The sequence below is a fragment of the Pseudomonas fluorescens genome (assembly GCF_900215245.1).
Classification (GTDB): domain Bacteria; phylum Pseudomonadota; class Gammaproteobacteria; order Pseudomonadales; family Pseudomonadaceae; genus Aquipseudomonas; species Aquipseudomonas fluorescens.
In genome coordinates, this window is record NZ_LT907842.1 from 4017114 (window position 1) to 4034735 (window position 17622).

Genomic DNA, 17622 nt, shown 5'->3' on the forward strand with positions numbered 1-17622 from the left:
CGCTCGGTCAGTAGCCGACCGTGAAACGCTGGCGCGAGTGCTTCGGTGTTTCCACTTCGTCGATCAGCGCGATGGCGTAGTCGGCAAAGCTGATCCAGCTACGGCCGTCGCTACTCACCAGCAAATCATCCTGACCGAGGCGGAATTTCCCGGTGCGCTCGGTTTCTACGAACTCTGCCGACGGCGACAGGAAGCTCCAGTCCAGTGCCTTTTCCTCGCGCAGCGCCGCAAGAAACTCAGCCCCTGCGCTGGCTTCGGCCTTGTACTCTGTCGGGAAGCCCGGGCTGTCGATCACACGGCTGCCGCCTGGCAACAGCAGCGAACCGGCACCGCCCACCACCAGCAGGCGTTTAACACCGGCTTGCTTCACCGGGCCGATCACGGCACTGGCCGGCAGGGTGGCGAAGTGCGCTGCACTGATCACCACGTCGTTGCCGCTGATGGCCTGTTGCAAGGCTTGGGCATCCAGGGCATCGACTTGTTTAACGGTGACACCCGGACGGGCGGCCAGTTTGTCGGTATTACGGGCGAGGGCGGTGACGGTGTGCCCACGGCGCAACGCTTCTTCCAGCAGTTGGCTGCCGGCACGGCCGGTGGCACCAATGATTGCAATCTTGCTCATGAGGTTCTCCAGTTCGTTAAAGGGTTAAAACCATTCACCACTTCATTTCGCCCTTGGCGACTTTGGCACCCAGTTCCAGGCTGCTCTCGTCCTCAAGGTTCGGGTAACGCTTTTTCATGGCGGCAATCAGCGCGGTCGAGTCCTTGGCCTTGGCGGTTTCTTCATCGAACGCCTTGATGTAGCCCGCCGTAAACGCTACCGACTGCACCGTCGGTGTGCCCAGGTAGTGGCCCGGAATCACTGTGGTGGGTTTCAGGTCTTCGATGCGTTGCAAGGTCGCCAACCAGTCAGTGTGCGACTTCGCCGTTTGCGTGTCGGCCATCCACACGTGTGTGTTCTCAAACACTACAACGCCCCCGACGACCGCCTTGATCGACGGAATCCACACAAACGTGCGGTCCGGTTGCGGGCCGTCCAGGCCGATCACTTCAAGCGTCTTGCCTTCGAGGGTCAGCGTATGGCCCTGCAACACTTGCGGGATGATCGCTTTGGTTGGCTTGTCGGCGCCCAGTTTCGGCCCCCAGAACGCGAGTTTGTGTTCAGCGGTGGCCTTGATGTGGTCCACCACCGGCTGCGAGGCCAGCACTTTGGCATCGGGGAATGCGGCGGTCAGGGTGTCGAGGCCGAAGTAGAAATCCGGGTCGCCATCGCTGACGTAGATGGTGGTCAGGTGTTTGCCGCTGGCGCGGATCTTTGTCACAAGCTGCTCGGCTTGGGTTTTGCCGAATTGCGCGTTCACCAAGATGACGTCGTGTTCGCCACTGACCAGCACCGAGCTGACCGGCATCATTGCCGAGGTTCCGGGGTTGTACGCGTCCAGCTTCAGGTCGGCGGCAGCGGCGTGGGCGGCGAATGCCAGAGCGGCCATCGCGGTGGTCAATCGTTTGAGCGTCGAGATCATGTGCAGCTCCAGCAAGCGTTAGGTAGTGCACACAGCATAGTTGCACTAAACGTCACAAAAAATGCCATGATTGGACATAGTTTGTTTCTGAAATCGGGCAAATCATGGACCGTCTCCAGGCAATGCGAGTGTTTGTAACGGTAGTCGACTTGGGGAGCCAGTCGGCCGCAGCTGATCATCTGGACCTGTCGCGCCCGGTGGTGTCGCGGTTTCTCGCCGAGCTTGAGGATTGGGTCGGCGCGCGCCTGATGCATCGCACCACTCGAAAGCTCAGCCTTACCGCCGCCGGTGCCGAAATGCTGCCGCGCTGCCGCCAGATGCTCGAGCTGTGCAATGACATGCAAGCGGCGGTCAGTGAGTCGGACGAAGCGCCTCGCGGGCAGTTGAGGCTGAGTGTCAGCAGCTCGTTTGGCCAGGCGCAGTTGGCGGCTGCGGTGGTTGAGTACGTCAAGCTGTACCCGTTGGTCAGTATCGATATGCAGATGCTCGACCGCACCGTGAACCTGGTGGATGAGCGCATCGACTTGGCCATCCGCACCAGCTTTGAGCTGGACCCCAACCTCATTGCCCGCAAGCTGACCCTGTGTCGCTCGGTGATCTGTGCATCGCCCGGTTACCTGCTGGAGCATCCGCAGCCTCGGCAAGTGCGCGACCTGGCGGAGCACAATTGCCTGACCCACTCCTACTTCGGCAAGAGTCTTTGGCACTTCACCGAGAACGGCGAGCCGGTGTCGGTGGCGGTGCAGGGCAGTATCAGCGCCAACGAGGCCAGTACGCTGTTGCGGGTGACATTGGCGGGAGCAGGGGTGGCGCGGCTTCCCAGTTACCAGGCCGGGGACTATATCCGCCGAGGCGAACTCGTGCGTTTGCTGCCCGAGGCCGAGCCGCAGCAAATGCACATTTACGCGGTCTATGCCTCACGAAAACATATGCCGTTGGCGTTGCGCAGCCTGCTGGATTTTCTGGTGCTCAGGTTTCCGCAAGAGCCTGTATGGGACATTGGGCTCTGATCCGACATAAACATCTCGAATAGCGTCCAATAATGGCAACTCGCCCTGACTGACCTATGCTTTAAACAGCACCGAGTCGATTCATTCAGAGGTGTGCCATGACTCTAAAAATCAGAAAGTACCTGATGATTTTCATCCTGTGCGTGCTGGCCACTGCGCTGTACGGCACCGCCGCTTACCAGGTTGAACAGACCCGCATGCAGCCGACCTTTGCGATCAGCTGCCATCAGGACCTGTGCGTGCCGCGCACCGGCAGTTTCAGCGCGCTCCGGTAGGCTACTCAGCCTTCAATTGCTCGCGAAATGCCTTGGGTGAAAAGCCGACCCGGCGGCGGAACAACCGTGAGAAGTTGGTCGGGTCGGAGAACCCCAACACCTCTGACATCTCATTGATCGTCATGCTGGTGTAGGTCAGCAGGCGCTTGGCTTCCAATAGCTGGCGGTCATGCATGATCTGCAACGCCGGCTGCCCGCCCAACTCCCGACACGTGCCGTTCAGGTGCGAGACCGAGATGCCCAGCTTGTGGGCCAGGTCCTCGATCTTCGGGTGTTCGCGGTAGTGTTGTTCGACCAATTGGGTAAAGCGCCGGAAATATTCACGCCCACGCGGTGCTCGCGGGTGGTGGCGCTGGATAGCCTGGCGGCTGATCCATACCAGCAGCACGCTGACCAGTGCGTGCATCATCATGTCGCGCGCCGGCTGCTCATCCGCGTATTCGCCCTGCAAGCGGGTGAACAGGCTGTTGAGGTAGTCGCTGTCGTTGCCGGCCGGGTAATTGCCCAACACCTGCAAACCCTCCACCGTTGCACCCAGTTGTGCCTGCAAGTGGCTGACCAGCGGCGCCGCGAGGGTTACCACGTAACCTTCCACATCCTCGGAAAACCGAAACCCATGCACACACAGGGGCGGCAGCACCTGCAAGGTCGATTCGCTCAGCGTGGTGCGCTGGCCCTCGATTTCCAACTGTGCCTGGCCTTTGTGTACGTACAACAATTGGCACAGATCCGCGTGCCGGTGGGGCTGGATTTCCCACTGGTAATCCCGACTCCGTCGGGAGATGGTTTCGCAGTGCAACAAATCGGGCGTCGGCCATTGCTGGCTTTCCCCGTACAGCTTGAAGACCGGAATCGCGGTTTTGGTCATGGTTTCAATCCGATACTCAGGATAGTGGTGCGGTAATCGCCCCAATTGGTAAAAAGCGCAGGCTTTGTCGCAGTTTTCACCTTCTTATGCTGCCCGCTCAAGTGAAAAATGTCAGCCATAACACCAATGACAACTCTTTCACTTGATCCGTTCGGGTGAAGCTTGCGAGCCATAAAAATAATGAAAACGCTAAAAACCCAAGTCGCCATTATTGGCGCCGGTCCCTCCGGATTGCTGCTCGGCCAGTTACTGCACAACGCGGGTATCCAGACCCTGATTCTAGAGCGCCAGAGCGCCGACTACGTGCAAGGCCGCATCCGTGCCGGGGTGCTGGAGCAAGGCATGGTCGACCTGCTGCGCGAAGCGGGCGTCAGCCGACGCATGGACGCCGAGGGCCTTGTGCATGACGGTTTCGAATTGGCACTCAATGGCGAACTCACCCACATCGACCTCAAGGCGCTCACCGGCGGCCAGTCGGTGATGATCTACGGCCAGACCGAAGTCACCCGTGACTTGATGGCCGCCCGCGAAGCGGCGGGTGGCATCACTCTATACGAAACGCAGAACGTGCAGCCTCATGGTCACAAAACTGATCGACCCTGGCTGACCTTCGAGCACCAGGGTGAAGCTTTTCGCCTGGAGTGCGACTACATCGCGGGCTGTGATGGTTTTCACGGTGTGGCGCGGCAGTCGATTCCGGCGCAGTCGTTGAAGGTCTTCGAGCGCGTCTATCCCTTCGGTTGGCTGGGCGTCCTCGCCGACACACCGCCGGTGCATGACGAACTGGTGTACGCCAAACATGCGCGTGGCTTTGCCCTGTGCAGCATGCGCTCGCCGACCCGCAGCCGCTATTACCTGCAAGTGCCGGTTGAAGAAGCGCTGGATGAATGGTCGGATCAGCGCTTCTGGGATGAGCTGAAAACCCGTTTGCCCAGTGCACTGGCGGCCCAACTGGTCACCGGGCCATCCATCGAGAAGAGCATCGCGCCGCTGCGCAGCTTTGTGGTCGAGCCGATGCAATACGGGCGCCTGTTCCTGCTGGGGGACGCCGCGCATATCGTGCCGCCCACCGGGGCCAAGGGCTTGAACCTGGCGGCCAGCGACGTGAGTACGCTGTTTCGGATCTTGCTCAAGGTCTATCGCGAGGGGCGGGTGGACCTGCTGGAACAGTACTCAGCGATCTGCTTGCGCCGCGTATGGAAAGCCGAACGGTTTTCCTGGTGGATGACTTCGATGTTGCACCAGTTTCCGGAGGCCGACGGGTTCAGCCAGCGCATTGCCGAGAGCGAGCTTGCGTATTTCATCAGCTCCGAGGCGGGCCGCAAAACCATCGCAGAAAATTACGTCGGGCTTCCTTACGAAGCTATCGAGTAGCCTGCTATCGTATCGAGCATTCCCGCTGGCAGCCTTTTCCAGCGGGCCCTGCTCGAAGGTTATGCCGTGACCAATCTCAATCAGCCTGCTCAACCCGTGCCCGCCGTGCGCAGCGTGCTTGTCGCCTTGATGATGGCGATCTTTCTCGGCGCCCTCGACCAGACCATTGTGGCCGTGTCCATGCCGGCCATCTCCGCGCAGTTTCATGACGTCAACCTGCTGGCCTGGGTGATCTCCGGTTACATGGTGGCGATGACGGTGGCAGTGCCGATCTACGGCAAACTGGGGGATTTGTACGGGCGTCGCCCGATGATGCTGATCGGCATGGGCGTGTTCACCCTGGCGTCATTGTTCTGCGGCATGGCGCAGAGCATGGAGCAACTGGTGCTGGCGCGAATTCTCCAGGGGGTTGGCGCCGGCGGCATGATTTCGGTCAGCCAGGCGATCATCGGCGACATCATTCCACCCCGTGAGCGCGGCCGTTATCAAGGCTACTTCAGCAGCATGTACGCGGTGGCCAGTGTGGCCGGGCCGGTGCTGGGCGGGTATATGACCGAGTACCTGTCGTGGCGCTGGGTGTTTTTGATCAACCTGCCGCTGGGGGCGGGTGCCTGGTACGTGGCCCATCGCACCCTGGTGGGGCTGCCGGTGCCGCAGCGTAAGCCGGTTATTGATTACCTTGGCACCGTGCTGATGATCATTGGCCTGACGGCTTTGTTGCTGGGCATCACTGAAATCGGCCAGGGCCATCATTGGCGTGACCAGCAAGTGCTGGGCCTGCTGGTGTGCGCACTGGTGGCGCTCAGCGTGTTTGTCTGGCACGAACGCCGTGCGCGCGAGCCGTTGTTGCCGATGCACTTGTTCGCCAACCGCAGCGCGGTGCTGTGCTGGTGCACGATTTTCTTCACCAGCTTCCAGGCGATTTCCCTGACAGTGTTGATGCCTTTGCGTTATCAGACGGTGACCGGCTCCGGTGCCGACAGTGCCGCGTTGCACCTGTTGCCGTTGGCCATGGGGTTGCCGATGGGCGCTTATTTCGCCGGGCGGATGACCTCGGTGACCGGGCGCTATAAACCGATGATCCTCACCGGGGCGCTGTTGAGTCCTTTAGCGATTCTCGGCATGGCCTACAGTGCGCCGCAGGCCGTTGGGCTGACGGCGGTGTTTATGCTGTTGTGCGGGATTGCTGCCGGTATGCAGTTTCCGACGTCGTTGGTCGGGACGCAAAATTCGGTGGAGCAGCGCGATATCGGCGTCGCCACCAGTACCACCAACCTGTTCCGCTCGTTGGGCGGGGCAGTGGGCGTGGCCTGCATGTCGGCGCTGTTGCTGGCGTTGTTGCAGGATTCGAGTTTTGCGAATATGGCCAGCGGTGCGTGGGTGGCCGAAGGCAGTTCCGGCAATGTGCTGCTCGACGGCCTGAACGCCGCCCCAGGCCCAGCGCAAGATGCGCTGCGCGGCGAATTGGCAGTGACGTTCCGGCATTTGTTGATGGTGAGTGCGGCGGTGTCGCTGTTGGGGTTGGCGGCAGCGCTTGCTATGCCGAACCGGCTGCTGCGCGGCCGCGAAGACAACGCCAGGTAACGGATACAACGGCAGTGGGCGCTGGCTCGCCGGCACCCACGGTCAATCGCCTTCCAATGCCGATCAGGGGCTGTAATACCCGACCGCCACCATGAAATGCCCTATCTTGCGCAGGTAAGCGTGCTTGTTCTCGACCTTGTCGGTCACCGGGTTTTTCCAGCGGTACGTGTACTCACCCTGGTCCTGCTCAGCCATTATCTTGAGGATCGGCTCACCCACCGGCTTGCCGTCGGGGTCCTTGATCTTGCCGAAGTCAGTATTGACCAGCCGCAGGTTAGTGCCATGCGCCACGTAGCGCCCGGTATTCAGGTCGACCACAAACACATACAAGTCATCCTGCAGGAACCCACCCTGCAATGAGTTGATCGCCTTGAGCGTCGCGGCTTCATCCTTGACCAGCGCCTTTACCGTCTTGTCGCGCAACGCCCGTGCCTGTTCCGGTGTGGCCCGGGGCAGGTAGTAACCCACCGCCAGGATGCGTGCGCCCACACGTTGATAGAACACGTGTTTTTTCTCAACCTTGCCATCGTTCCAGTTCTGCCAGCGGTAGTCGGCCTGTTGGATGCCCTGACCCTCGGGGACCGCCAATGCCTGTTTGAACGAGGCTTGCAGGTCCGGCCCGAGTTGCTCGGACACATCACGGCCGATCAGGACGGAGGACGGCCCACCGCTGGCCAGCAGTACACCCTGGGTATCGACCACGAACACATAGCGGTCATGGTCGACAAACTCGCCCTGACGGCTGAACGCGGCGAACGCCTTGTCACCGTTGCTCTGGTAATAAGCCAAGGCCTTTTCCAGCAGGGCCTTGGCGGCCCGGGCGTCCTCAGCCTGAGTCGCCGCGTGCACCTGGCTGAAACACAACAGCAGCAGCCAGGTGATTCGCAAGAGTCCCTTCATTCCCCATCCCTCATTATTGTTGGTGTGACAACAGCGTAGACGGCTTCGACTCAGGGCGCCGCCAGCCACTGATTGACGATGCCGTCGTACACCCCGGTGGCCACGCTCAAATGCAGCCACTGGTCGACATAGCTTTTCCACGCCACATCATCGCGGGGCAGCAGGAAGGCTTTTTCGCTGTACTGCATTTGCCGTTCGGGGTTGACCGCGCACAGCCCGGGCTTGAGCTTCTGCTGGAAGCGCGCCTCGCTGGCGTCGGTGATCATCACGTCGGCCTTGCCGGCCAGCAGCTCGTCGAAGATCGTCACGTTATCGTGCAGGCGGATTTGCGCCTGGCCCAGATGCGCACGGGCAAACACTTCATTGGTGCCGCCTGCCGGTTCAATCACACGCACCTGCGGCTGGTTGATCTGCTCGACGGTCTGGTAACGCCGCACATCGGCGCAGCGCACCAGCGGGATCTTGCCGTCGACGCCGAGGGCTTGGCTGAAGAACGCTTTCTTCTGGCGCTCAAGGGACACCGAAATGCCGCCCACGGCGATGTCGCAGCGCTGTGCCAGGAAGTCCGGCATCAGGGTTTTCCAGGTGGTGGGCACCCACTGGATGTTGGCGTTGAGGCTCTTGGCCAGGGATTCGGCCATGGCAATGTCGATGCCTTCATAACGGCCGTCGGCGCGCAGTGACGTGTAGGGCTTGTAGTCACCGGTGGTGCACACCGTGAGTGTGCCGCGCTGCAGCACGTCGTCGAGGCGCGAGGTAGGGGTGTCGGCCAGGGCCGCGGTGGCGACACTCGCGAGTGCGCACAGGGCTAGAAAAGCTTTCATGCGGTCGGGTCCTTGGGGGGCATGATCGGGGCGGTCATTATTTCCAGCTGGGCGACAAGGTAGCAAGGGCCACGGAATGTTTAGCCAGCCTGCAACCAAACTCCATCAACCCTGAATTTAACCGCCTATCCAGGCGTGTGACGCTGCCGGGCCTCTAGCTCACAGTGATTGACGCATGGACGATGGCCCCGACACTCACCCCGCGACACTGCCTGGCGCCTTTGCGCCGAGTCGTCCGGCCGATGTCGAGGCGTTACCTTCCGAACTGGCTTTCTGGGCCCTGTTCCACTGCCGACACGCACGCCCTCCGGATACTTTTCCCCTACGTTGATTTGCCCCACGGATGACGCGCACCTGTGCGCATCTGCCCGGCAGCGCCTGTGCGCCTGCCTGACGCAAACGTATGAGAATTCCCATGAGTGTTTTTGCGAGCCTGCACGAAGCCCGATCTTTCCTTGAGCAGAACCCGGACATCGAGATGTTCGAGCTGTTTATCCTCGACAACAACGGCGTACCACGCGGCAAGTTGCTGCACCGCGATGAACTGCTGGCGGTGTATGCAAGTGGTCGGCCGTTACCCAGCACCATCCTCGGCCTGACGATGAATGGCGATGACGTGGAAAACTCCGGGCTGGTGTGGGACGTTGGCGATATTGACTGCCGCGCCTACCCGGTCAGCGGCAGTTTGCAGCGCATGCCGTGGCGCCTGATCCCGACGGCGGCGGTGCAAGTCAGCATGCACCCTACCGAAGGCCTGCCCGCTACCGTGGCCGACCCCCGGCATGTGCTGGCCAGGGTGATCGACGGCCTGAAAGCCGACGGTTACTACCCGGTGATGGCCGCGGAGCTGGAGTTTTACCTGCTCGACCAGAAGCCCGACAGCAACGGCCGCCCGCAACCGGCACGGGATGTTGACGGCAATCGCCCACGCTCGACCCAAGTGTATGGCTTGCGCGAGCTGGAGCAGATCGAGCCGTTCCTTGCCGACCTGTATAGCGCCTGCAAACTGCAAGGTATCCCGGCGCGTACGGCGATTTCCGAATACGCCCCGGGCCAGGTGGAAATCACCCTGGAACACCGTAACGATGCGCTGCAAGCGATGGACGAAGCCGTGCGTTACAAACGCTTGGTCAAGGGCGTCGCCCATCAGCACGGGATGACGGCCTGCTTCATGGCCAAACCGTTCGATGACCTGGCGGGCACGGGCATGCACATGCACGTCAGCCTGGCCGATGCCGACGGCAATAACTTGTTCGCCAGTGAGGCGGCCGATGGCACTGTGTTGTTGCGGCAGGCCGTGGGCGGCATGCTCAGTACCTTGCTCGATTCGCTGCTGATGTTCTGCCCCAACGCCAACTCCTACCGCCGCTTCCAGACCAATAGCTATGCGCCACTGGCCGCCACGTGGGGCGTGGACAACCGCACGGTGAGCCTGCGTGTACCCGGCGGCCCGGCGAATTCGCGGCATATCGAACACCGTATCTGCGGCGCCGACGCCAACCCTTACCTGGCGGCTGCCGCGATCCTTGCCGGTATCCACCGTGGCATTCGTGAGCAACGCGATCCTGGCGCTCCCGTGCAAGGTAACGGCTACGCCCAGGCCAATGAGCCGCTGCCTACCGACTGGCTCACGACGCTGCGTGCACTGGAAGGGTCAAGCTGGGCAAGGGAGGCGTTCGGCAGCGAGTTCCTCGGTGTGTACCTGGCAGTAAAACGCGCCGAATACCGCCAGTTCATGGGCGAAGTGGGCGAGCAGGATTGGCGTTGGTACCTGCATCAGGCGTGATGGCTTAAGACCTCGGCGGTTTCGACCTTTTTTTCACGTTGTGCTGGTTAAGCTACGAATCAAGGTCGTTCACTACCGTTCCACACACATGAGCCTGTGATGTCGTCACCCTCTCCTTCCTCTATCGAGATTGAATTCGCCGAGCGCTGCGACCGCGAGCACGCCAGGGTTTGCGGCGACACGCGGCCGCCCGCACTGCTCAAGCGTCTGGCCGCATGGCGCGATGAGCGGCTGGTGCGCCAGGCGTTGAAAGTCGCCGGCGAACCGGGGCTGATCCTCGATCTGGCCTGCGGCTCGGGACGGTTCTGGCCGGTGTTGGCCGAACACATCAACCGGGTAATCCTGGCCTCGGACAACTCCCAGGACATGCTCGACCATGCGCGCACGCATCACCCGGCGGCCTTGCTCAAGCGTGTCAAAACGTTCCAGGGCTCAGCGTTTTCCATCGGTCTGTCGGCAAATGCGGTGGACTGCATTTTCTGCCTGGAGTTGTTTCGGCATGTGCCCAGCAGTGACATGCGATTGGCGTTGCTGCGTGAGTTTCACCGCGTCAGCCGTGACACGGTGATTGTCTCAGTGAACGCACGTACGCCGGTGGAGGAAGAGTTCCGACTGGCGGGCTTCAAAGTCCTCAATCATCAGGAATTCCTGCCCGGCTCCAAGCTGTGGCGCGTTTACGTTCTGCGTAAGAGAGGCTAACGCTCTCCTGCCGGACTATTCTTCGCCTCTTGTAGGAGTTTTCATCTTGGCGTGTGCACTGCGGATGCTCGCAAGTCCCTTTCGCGATATATACTGCGCGCCATTCTTCAAGGGAGAGCCGTGTGGCCATCGATATTCACTGGATCTGCGACAACGATAGCCTCGGCCAGCATTGCGCCGAATGGCAGCAGTTGCCATTCGTCGCCCTCGACACCGAATTCATGCGGGTCGACACCTTTTATCCCATTGCCGGGCTGATCCAGATCGGCGATGGCATCCGTGCTTACCTGATCGACCCCCTGACCATCGACAACTGGCAACCTTTGGCCGCCTTGCTGGAAAACCCGGCGGTGACCAAAGTGGTACACGCTTGCAGCGAAGACCTGGAAGTGCTGTTGCGCCTGACCGGCAGCCTGCCGGTGCCGTTGTTCGACACGCAGTTGGCGGCGGCGTATCTGAACCTCGGTTTCTCCATGGGCTACTCGCGCCTGGTGCAAGCCGTGCTGGATATCGAACTGCCCAAGGGGGAAACCCGCTCGGACTGGCTGCAGCGGCCATTGTCCGAGACGCAAGTGAGCTACGCCGCCGAAGACGCAGTGCACCTGGCCGAGGTTTACATCAGGCTGCGCCCGCAACTGTCGGACGACAAATACGCCTGGGTCCTGGAAGACGGCGCCGAGCTGGTGGCGAACCTGCGCCGCGAAGTCGACCCGTACGAGGTCTATCGCGACGCCAAGCTGGCGTGGAAACTGTCCCGTGCCCAGCTCGCCGTGCTGCGTGAACTGTGCGCCTGGCGCGAGCAGCAAGCCCGCGCCCGTGACCTGCCGCGCAACCGCATCATTCGTGAACACTCGTTGTGGCCCCTGGCCAAAACCCAGCCGGATAACCTTGCCGCACTGGGCAAAATCGAAGACATGCACCCGCGCACCGTGCGTCAGGATGGCCAGTTTCTGCTGGACCTGATCAAGCGTGCCGGCAGCGTGTCCATGGACCAATGGCCGCCCGCTGTGGCTGAACCGCTGCCAGTGGACGCCGCCGCGCTGATCAAGCAACTGCGCGCCCTGGGCCAGGCCGAAGCCGAACGCCTGGACATGGCGCCGGAACTGATGCTGCGCAAGAAAACCCTCGAAGCCCTGGTCAAGAGTGGCTACCCCGATGGGCCTTATACATTGCCAGACTCGCTGCGTGGCTGGCGCCGCGAGTTGATGGGCCAGGCGCTGCTCGACAGCCTGGCCACTGCCGGAGAACAGCCTTGAAACGTATTTGCTCCATCTATCGCAGTTTGAAAAAAGACGGGATGTACCTCTACGTGCTGAAAAGCGATGCGCTGGAGCGTGTGCCGGAACCGTTGATGGAAGCCTTCGGCAAGGCCCATCTCGCCTTCGAAATGGTGCTGACGCCGGAGCGCAAGCTGTCCCGCGAGGACATCACCGTGGTCCTCGAAAACCTCGACAAGCAGGGCTACCACCTGCAAATGCCACCGGCCGAGGACGAGTACATCGAACACTTGCCCGAAGAGCTGCTGCGACGCAACGACCCGATGTGATCGGATCTGTGCCCTGTCCGGGGCACAGTCTTCAACGCAAACGTAAAAGTGGGTGGTGGCCGTATGGATGCGAGCGGCCGTCTGCAGTGTTTTTGAAAGGTTTGAACCATGCGTGTTCTGATTGCTGAACAGGATTACCCGCTCTACGCCCAATTGCTCAGTGACGCGGCACCGGACGTCGAGGTGCTGACCAGCGGCGACTCGGCCGAACTGTCGCGCCTGGCCGCCGATTGCCCGGTATGGCTTGGCCAGCCGGATCTGCTTGCGACGTTGTTGCGCCAAGGGCATCAGCCGCAGTGGCTGCAATCGACCTGGGCCGGTATCACGCCGCTGCTGGCCGAGGGCCTGCCGCGCGACTACCGCCTGACCCGTGCGGTCGGCATCTTTGGCCAGGTCATGGCCGAGTTCGTGCTCACCTACATGCTCGGCCACGAGCGTGAAGTGCTTGCGCGGTTGGTCAGCCAGGTCGAGCGCAAGTGGGACAATCGCCTGGGCCAGAGCCTGGCGGGGCGCAAGGTGCTGATCGTCGGCACCGGCGATATCGGCCAGTGTGTTGCCGATTTTCTGCTGCCGTTTGGCGTCAAGCTCTACGGCATCGCCAGCACCGCGCGTGAGCAGGCGCCGTTTATTGAAGTCGCCGGGCTGGATCAATTGGGCCGGTTGGTCGGGGAGGTGGACTACGTGATCAACCTGCTGCCCAATACGCCTACCACCCATGACCTGTACGACGCTGCGCTGTTCAAGCAATTCAAGCCGACCGGGTTGTTTATCAACGTCGGGCGCGGTGTGGCCGTGGTTGATGCCGATCTGGTCGAGGCCCTGAAAGAAGGGCACCTGGCTGGCGCGGTGATCGACGTCTGCCGCCAGGAACCCCTGCCGCAACGCCATCCGTTCTGGACCGCCTGGGGCCTGCTGTTGACCGGCCACAGCTCGGCGCCGACCTCGCCGCTGATGATGGTGGAACTGTTTGTGCAGAACCTGCGGGCGTATCAGGCCAAGGAAACCTTGCGCGGCGAAGTGGATTTCGAGCGCGGTTATTAAACTCACCCAAGCAAAATGTGCGAGCGGGCTGGCTCGCGATGACGGTGTATCAGCCTGCCATGCAGTGACTGACCCATCGCTATCGCGGGCAAGCCCGCTCCCACAGGGATATCGGCAAGGCTTACAGGCTGAAGTCACCTTCCGACACCAGTTCGCTCAGCGGCTTGCGCGGGCTTGGCACTTCACGGCCTTGCAGGTATTCAGGCAAGCTCGATTTGTCCCCCAGCTTGCCGACGGCCACCGCCGCGTGCAGCGCATACCCGTCTGGAATCTTCAGCGCTTGGCGGGTCAATGCCTGATCGAAGCCGGCCATGCCATGGGTGTGCCAGCCGCTGAGGCTGGCTTGCAGCGCCAGGTGGCCCCAGGCTGAGCCGGTGTCGAAGGTGTGCCACAGCGCCGGGGTTTCTTCCGTGGCGCCGGGGGCGATGAAGTCGGTTTTCGAGGCGATGATCACCAGGGCCGACGCATGTTGCGCCCACCCACGGTTGAATTCATTGAGCAGGCCCAGGAAGCGTTCCCAGTCCGGCGTGTCACGGCGCGCATAGAGAAAACGCCATGGCTGCGAGTTGTAGGCCGATGGCGCCCAACGCGCGGCTTCGAAGAAGCTCAGCAGGGTCTCCTGCGGGATGCTCTCGCCGGTAAAGGCGCGGGGCGACCAGCGCTCGGTAAACTGGGTGTGGATCGGGTAATCGGCAACGCGTGGGTTATTGCTCATGGGCAGATCCTGATGAAAAACCGGGGCTCAAAGCTACTGCGCCGCCCCAAGCCTGACAAGTCTTGTCATACCGGCAGTCGTAAGCGCTTGGCCCCAAGGGCCTTGGGCACTAGACTGGCGGCCTTTTCACCTACCGATACTGATGTAGAGCCATGGCCGCCAAAGTCGAACCTTTCTGGATACGCAAAACCCTTGAGCACCTCGACCAGGAGGAGTGGGAGTCGTTGTGCGACGGCTGTGGCCTGTGCTGCCTGCAAAAGCTTGAGGACGAGGACGACAACAGCGTTTATTACACGCGCATCGCCTGCAAGCTGCTGGACCTGAAAACCTGCCAGTGCACTGACTACCCCAACCGCCGTGCCTCGGTGCCCGACTGTATCCAGCTCACGCCGGGCCAGGCCGATCAGTTCAAATGGCTGCCGCCGACCTGCGGCTACCGCTTGGTCAGCGAGCGCAAAGACCTGCCGCTGTGGCACCACCTGGTTTGCGGCGACCGTGATGCCGTGCACCACGAACGCATTTCCCAGTCCGGCCGAATGCTCGCCGAAGGCAGCGTGCCCGAAGACGACTGGGAGGATCACCTGATCTTCCGCGCAGGCTGAAAAAAAGGAGTGTGTATGACGGTGGCAACCAAGCTGGCGGCCTCGTTGGTATTGCTGGCGCTGAGCCTGCCCGCGTGGTGCGCGAAGAAAGTCGACCTCGACTACCACGTCAAACTGCTGCCCCAGAGCGATCAGGCCGAAGTGCGCGTGAGCCTGTCCCAGGGCTCGGCAGTGCGCAGCCTTGACTTCGACCTGGGCCACGACGGTGACTACAGCGACTTCAAGGCCGATGGCCAATGGCGCGTCAGCGGCCACCGTGGCGTGTGGCAACCCAGCGCCGACAAAGCCAGCCTGACTTACCATGTACGGCTTACGCACGCACGCAAACCGGGGCTGTATGAAGCGCGGATGACGCCGAGTTGGGCGCTGTTTCGGGGTGAAGACCTGGTGCCGACGGCGCGGCTCGACCAGCAGGACGGCGTGGAGCTGGTCTCGCGCTTGGTATTCGAGTTGCCGGCGGGCTGGAAAAGCATCGAGACGGCCTGGCCGCGTATCGGCAAGAACACCTTCCGTATCGACAACGTTTCCCGGTTGTTCGACCGGCCGACGGGCTGGATGCTCGCCGGCACCCTGGGCAGCCGGCGCGTGCGCCTGGGGGACACCGACGTCACCGTCGCCTCGCCCAAGGGGCAGGCCATGCGGCGCATGGATGTGTTGACGCTGCTGACCTTCGTCTGGCCCCAGGTTGATGCGGCATTCCCGCGCCACCCGGCCAAACTGCTGGTGGTGGGCGCCAGCGACCCGATGCGCCGTGGCGTGTTTTCGTCCCGCGACTCGATCTACCTCAGTAGCCGCACGCCGCTGGTGAGTGAAAATGGCAGTAGCCCGTTGATTCGCGAAGTGGTGCAAGCCATCGGCCGCTTCAACGACCACCACAGCAGTGACTGGATCGGCGAAGGCTTGGGGGAGTATTACGCCATTGAACTGGTACGGCGTGCCGGCGGCATCACCGATGAGCGCTACGCCGCGATCCAGGCGCGATTGAGCAAGGAAGGCAAAGACGTCACCACGCTACGGGGCGAGCATGTCAGTGCGGCAACCGTGGCGCGGGCGGTGGTGGTGTTGCAGGAGTTGGATCGCGAGATTCGGGTGAAAACTCACAACAAACGTTCGCTGGATGACCTGGCGCAGGCGGTGATGCGTGCGAACAGCATCACCACCGCGGAGTTTGTGCAGCTGGCGGAGAGTGTGATCGGCGAGTCGTCGGTGGTGCTGGACACCCAGTTATTGCGCTGAGCTTAAGCCATACACACGTCAAAAATGTGGGAGCGGGCTTGCTCGCGAATGCGGTCTGTCAGTTAAATATGTACTGACTGATACACCGCTTTCGCGAGCAAGCCCGCTCCCACATTTGGATTTCCAACTGATCGCAGAGGTGTACTAGTCGGCCGTTTTAGTGGCCTTCTCAGCCGCTACTTCCGCTTTGGTCTTGAGGTTCTTCAATTCTTCTCCAGCGCGCTCAATCTTCGTGCGCACGCTGTTCATTTCCTGGCGGCCTTGCTCCAGCTTGTCCTTGAACGAGCTGTGCCCGGTGACGCCGCGCACCAGGGCCACGCCGCCAATCGCCACTTGGATCAAGCCGAAGATCCCGCCACGGCGCAGGCCTTTGCCGAGCATCATCACGCCGCCGGCCACCGAGCCGATACGTTCCCAGCCATGCACGTTTTGAGTCGGCTGGCTGTCAAAGGGTGCGTGTTCAATGATAGGTCGCAGGATTTTGCTGTCGCTCATGATCTGTCTCCAACAAGGGCAAGTGTTAGTAGCTGACTGTTTGCAGGCGCCGGATGTTCCCAAAAAATCAGTACTTGGGGCCCGAGCGGGTGTTGTTGCCCTTGGCCAGTCGGTCATAGAGCACCACATTGACGGTGGCGGCGAGGTTCATGCAGCCGGTCGTCGGGATGTACACCACGTCTTCACACCAGTCGCGGATCTCTTTGTCGAGGGAGCCGTCTTCAGGGCCGAAGATATACAGCGCGCGGTCGGGGTGGGTGTATTCCGGCAGTGGGCGGGCGCCTTCGACCAGTTCTACAGCCACCGGTATACAGCCCAGCGGGAGGATTTTTTTCAGGTCATCGATACCGATCAGCGGAATGTCGTGGTGGACCTTCTTGGTGTCGGTGATGAAATCCCGGGCGCGCTCGTAACGCACGCCGGTGTAGAACACCGAGGCCACGCCGTAGCAACCGGCGGCGCGCATGACCGAACCGACGTTTTCGGGGGATTTGGGGTTATACAGACCGATGCAGCTGTAGCGTTTATTGCCCACGGGGAAGGGTGCCTTGCAGAAAAACGCCGATTATACGGCCTGGGAGTGAGGTGGTGCTTGGGCCATCGCTATCGGGGGCACGCCAGCTGCCACAATGGGAATGCGTTCCCCTGTGGGCGCTGGCTTGCCTGCGATGGCGGCCGGGCAGGCAGCGACGAACGTCAGTCGTCTTTCTTCATCAACCCCGCCAACGCCGCAAACGGGTTGTGCGTGGCCTTGGCGATGGTCGGGCTGCTGGTGGAGCCTTCGCCGAAATACTGCTGGTCGGTGTAGCGCGAGTGTTCGTTATCGTGGCAGTACAGGCACAGCAGTTCCCAGTTGGAACCGTCCTGCGGGTTGTCATCATGATTGTGGTTGCGGTGGTGCACGGTCAGTTCGCTCAGACGCTTGCCGGCGAATTCACGGGCGCAGCGGCCGCACACGTGCGGGTACATTTTCAAGGCTTTGTCGCGGTAGCCCATTTCCCGGTCGCGCTGGGCATCGGCGAGGATGCGGTCCAGTTTGGCGGTGTGGGAGGGCGGGTTGGTCGAGCTCATCATGGCTCCTGGCTATTTGGTGGGTCACGGATACCCTTGATTCTAGCCGCTCGCGCTGGAAAACACCGCTGGC

At 61.5% G+C, this 17622-nt stretch carries 20 protein-coding genes; 11 read left to right on the top strand and 9 right to left on the bottom strand.

Translation table 11 applies throughout. From position 1 onward, the window contains the following. Nucleotides 1-7: 7 nt before the first annotated feature. Both CPH89_RS18815 and CPH89_RS18820 read right to left on the bottom strand, forming a co-directional pair. The gene (locus CPH89_RS18815; RefSeq protein WP_053254991.1) at nucleotides 8-622 is read right to left on the bottom strand and encodes an NAD(P)-dependent oxidoreductase; all 615 of its coding nucleotides are present in this window, start codon (nucleotides 620-622) and stop codon (nucleotides 8-10) included. A 34-nt stretch (nucleotides 623-656) separates the two neighbouring features. After that, nucleotides 657-1523: an MBL fold metallo-hydrolase gene (locus CPH89_RS18820; protein WP_053254992.1), complete on the bottom strand. Its 867-nt coding sequence runs from the start codon at nucleotides 1521-1523 to the stop codon at nucleotides 657-659. A gap of 104 nt (nucleotides 1524-1627) precedes the next feature. Here CPH89_RS18820 and CPH89_RS18825 point away from each other — a divergent pair, with 104 nt between their 5' ends. Both CPH89_RS18825 and CPH89_RS30415 read left to right on the top strand, forming a co-directional pair. Next, complete coding sequence (locus CPH89_RS18825) at nucleotides 1628-2533, top strand: LysR family transcriptional regulator (protein WP_053254993.1); 906 nt, start codon at nucleotides 1628-1630, stop codon at nucleotides 2531-2533. A gap of 98 nt (nucleotides 2534-2631) precedes the next feature. Further along, nucleotides 2632-2808 (top strand): hypothetical protein, encoded by a 177-nt coding sequence (locus CPH89_RS30415; protein WP_167422750.1) that lies wholly within the window; start codon nucleotides 2632-2634, stop codon nucleotides 2806-2808. Nucleotide 2809: 1 nt separating this feature from the next. Here the strand turns inward: CPH89_RS30415 and CPH89_RS18830 are convergent, their stop codons facing one another. After that, complete coding sequence (locus tag CPH89_RS18830) at nucleotides 2810-3676, bottom strand: helix-turn-helix domain-containing protein (protein ID WP_053254994.1); 867 nt, start codon at nucleotides 3674-3676, stop codon at nucleotides 2810-2812. Between the two features lie 180 nt (nucleotides 3677-3856). On the opposite strand from CPH89_RS18830, the gene pobA reads away from it, so the two are divergent. Both pobA and CPH89_RS18840 read left to right on the top strand, forming a co-directional pair. Further along, nucleotides 3857-5050, top strand: a complete 1194-nt coding sequence (gene pobA / locus CPH89_RS18835) for a 4-hydroxybenzoate 3-monooxygenase (RefSeq protein WP_053254995.1) — start codon at nucleotides 3857-3859, stop codon at nucleotides 5048-5050. Nucleotides 5051-5116: 66 nt separating this feature from the next. Continuing rightward, nucleotides 5117-6634: an MDR family MFS transporter gene (locus tag CPH89_RS18840; protein ID WP_053254996.1), complete on the top strand. Its 1518-nt coding sequence runs from the start codon at nucleotides 5117-5119 to the stop codon at nucleotides 6632-6634. Between the two features lie 63 nt (nucleotides 6635-6697). Here CPH89_RS18840 and CPH89_RS18845 read toward each other — a convergent pair whose 3' ends face one another. Both CPH89_RS18845 and CPH89_RS18850 read right to left on the bottom strand, forming a co-directional pair. Then, nucleotides 6698-7534, bottom strand: a complete 837-nt coding sequence (locus CPH89_RS18845; RefSeq protein ID WP_053254997.1) for a cache domain-containing protein — start codon at nucleotides 7532-7534, stop codon at nucleotides 6698-6700. 50 nt (nucleotides 7535-7584) lie between these two features. Further along, a complete protein-coding gene (locus CPH89_RS18850; RefSeq protein ID WP_053254998.1) occupies nucleotides 7585-8358 on the bottom strand; it encodes a transporter substrate-binding domain-containing protein in 774 nt (257 codons plus the stop codon). A gap of 415 nt (nucleotides 8359-8773) precedes the next feature. On the opposite strand from CPH89_RS18850, the gene CPH89_RS18855 reads away from it, so the two are divergent. The 5 genes from CPH89_RS18855 (at nucleotide 8774) to CPH89_RS18875 (ending at nucleotide 13430) form a co-directional block, all read left to right on the top strand. Continuing rightward, a complete protein-coding gene (locus CPH89_RS18855) occupies nucleotides 8774-10144 on the top strand; it encodes a glutamine synthetase family protein (RefSeq protein WP_053254999.1) in 1371 nt (456 codons plus the stop codon). A 99-nt stretch (nucleotides 10145-10243) separates the two neighbouring features. Then, complete coding sequence (locus CPH89_RS18860) at nucleotides 10244-10843, top strand: class I SAM-dependent methyltransferase (RefSeq protein WP_053255000.1); 600 nt, start codon at nucleotides 10244-10246, stop codon at nucleotides 10841-10843. Between the two features lie 122 nt (nucleotides 10844-10965). After that, complete coding sequence (rnd, locus tag CPH89_RS18865) at nucleotides 10966-12099, top strand: ribonuclease D (protein WP_053255001.1); 1134 nt, start codon at nucleotides 10966-10968, stop codon at nucleotides 12097-12099. After that, entirely contained in the window at nucleotides 12096-12389 is a 294-nt protein-coding gene (locus CPH89_RS18870) for a YcgL domain-containing protein (RefSeq protein ID WP_053255002.1), read from the top strand. The genes rnd and CPH89_RS18870 overlap by 4 nt, the downstream gene beginning before the upstream one ends. Before the next feature lie 108 nt (nucleotides 12390-12497). Further along, nucleotides 12498-13430, top strand: a complete 933-nt coding sequence (locus CPH89_RS18875) for a D-2-hydroxyacid dehydrogenase (RefSeq protein ID WP_053255003.1) — start codon at nucleotides 12498-12500, stop codon at nucleotides 13428-13430. A gap of 121 nt (nucleotides 13431-13551) precedes the next feature. On the opposite strand, the gene CPH89_RS18880 is transcribed toward CPH89_RS18875, so the two are convergent. Continuing rightward, a complete protein-coding gene (locus CPH89_RS18880; RefSeq protein ID WP_053255004.1) occupies nucleotides 13552-14145 on the bottom strand; it encodes a nitroreductase family protein in 594 nt (197 codons plus the stop codon). A gap of 152 nt (nucleotides 14146-14297) precedes the next feature. Between CPH89_RS18880 and CPH89_RS18885 the strand changes: the two genes are divergently transcribed. Beyond that, entirely contained in the window at nucleotides 14298-14747 is a 450-nt protein-coding gene (locus CPH89_RS18885; RefSeq protein ID WP_053255005.1) for a YcgN family cysteine cluster protein, read from the top strand. A 15-nt stretch (nucleotides 14748-14762) separates the two neighbouring features. Continuing rightward, nucleotides 14763-15983 carry a hypothetical protein gene (locus CPH89_RS18890; RefSeq protein WP_053255006.1) on the top strand — a complete coding sequence of 407 codons (1221 nt, stop codon included), beginning with the start codon at nucleotides 14763-14765 and terminating at the stop codon, nucleotides 15981-15983. Between the two features lie 144 nt (nucleotides 15984-16127). Here the strand turns inward: CPH89_RS18890 and CPH89_RS18895 are convergent, their stop codons facing one another. The 3 genes from CPH89_RS18895 to CPH89_RS18905 all read right to left on the bottom strand — a co-directional run bounded on the left by CPH89_RS18895 (nucleotide 16128) and on the right by CPH89_RS18905 (nucleotide 17549). After that, nucleotides 16128-16478 (bottom strand): YgaP family membrane protein, encoded by a 351-nt coding sequence (locus CPH89_RS18895; protein WP_053255007.1) that lies wholly within the window; start codon nucleotides 16476-16478, stop codon nucleotides 16128-16130. A gap of 67 nt (nucleotides 16479-16545) precedes the next feature. After that, a complete protein-coding gene (locus tag CPH89_RS18900) occupies nucleotides 16546-17013 on the bottom strand; it encodes an RNA methyltransferase (RefSeq protein ID WP_003189607.1) in 468 nt (155 codons plus the stop codon). Nucleotides 17014-17174: 161 nt separating this feature from the next. Continuing rightward, nucleotides 17175-17549 carry a YajD family HNH nuclease gene (locus CPH89_RS18905; RefSeq protein WP_003210675.1) on the bottom strand — a complete coding sequence of 125 codons (375 nt, stop codon included), beginning with the start codon at nucleotides 17547-17549 and terminating at the stop codon, nucleotides 17175-17177. Between the last annotated feature and the right edge of the window lie 73 nt (nucleotides 17550-17622).

Bases quoted from the DNA above. Each gene is read 5' to 3' on its own strand.
- CPH89_RS18850 (WP_053254998.1), bottom strand. From the start codon at position 8,358: ATGAAAGCTTTTCTAGCCCTGTGCGCACTCGCGAGTGTCGCCACCGCG.
- CPH89_RS18890 (WP_053255006.1), top strand. From the start codon at position 14,763: ATGACGGTGGCAACCAAGCTGGCGGCCTCGTTGGTATTGCTGGCGCTG.
- CPH89_RS18830 (WP_053254994.1), bottom strand. From the start codon at position 3,676: ATGACCAAAACCGCGATTCCGGTCTTCAAGCTGTACGGGGAAAGCCAG.
- CPH89_RS18855 (WP_053254999.1), top strand. From the start codon at position 8,774: ATGAGTGTTTTTGCGAGCCTGCACGAAGCCCGATCTTTCCTTGAGCAG.
- CPH89_RS18815 (WP_053254991.1), bottom strand. From the start codon at position 622: ATGAGCAAGATTGCAATCATTGGTGCCACCGGCCGTGCCGGCAGCCAA.
- CPH89_RS18905 (WP_003210675.1), bottom strand. From the start codon at position 17,549: ATGAGCTCGACCAACCCGCCCTCCCACACCGCCAAACTGGACCGCATC.
- pobA (WP_053254995.1), top strand. From the start codon at position 3,857: ATGAAAACGCTAAAAACCCAAGTCGCCATTATTGGCGCCGGTCCCTCC.
- CPH89_RS18820 (WP_053254992.1), bottom strand. From the start codon at position 1,523: ATGATCTCGACGCTCAAACGATTGACCACCGCGATGGCCGCTCTGGCA.
- CPH89_RS18845 (WP_053254997.1), bottom strand. From the start codon at position 7,534: ATGAAGGGACTCTTGCGAATCACCTGGCTGCTGCTGTTGTGTTTCAGC.
- CPH89_RS18885 (WP_053255005.1), top strand. From the start codon at position 14,298: ATGGCCGCCAAAGTCGAACCTTTCTGGATACGCAAAACCCTTGAGCAC.
- CPH89_RS18825 (WP_053254993.1), top strand. From the start codon at position 1,628: ATGGACCGTCTCCAGGCAATGCGAGTGTTTGTAACGGTAGTCGACTTG.
- CPH89_RS30415 (WP_167422750.1), top strand. From the start codon at position 2,632: ATGACTCTAAAAATCAGAAAGTACCTGATGATTTTCATCCTGTGCGTG.
- CPH89_RS18895 (WP_053255007.1), bottom strand. From the start codon at position 16,478: ATGAGCGACAGCAAAATCCTGCGACCTATCATTGAACACGCACCCTTT.
- CPH89_RS18880 (WP_053255004.1), bottom strand. From the start codon at position 14,145: ATGAGCAATAACCCACGCGTTGCCGATTACCCGATCCACACCCAGTTT.
- CPH89_RS18860 (WP_053255000.1), top strand. From the start codon at position 10,244: ATGTCGTCACCCTCTCCTTCCTCTATCGAGATTGAATTCGCCGAGCGC.
- CPH89_RS18875 (WP_053255003.1), top strand. From the start codon at position 12,498: ATGCGTGTTCTGATTGCTGAACAGGATTACCCGCTCTACGCCCAATTG.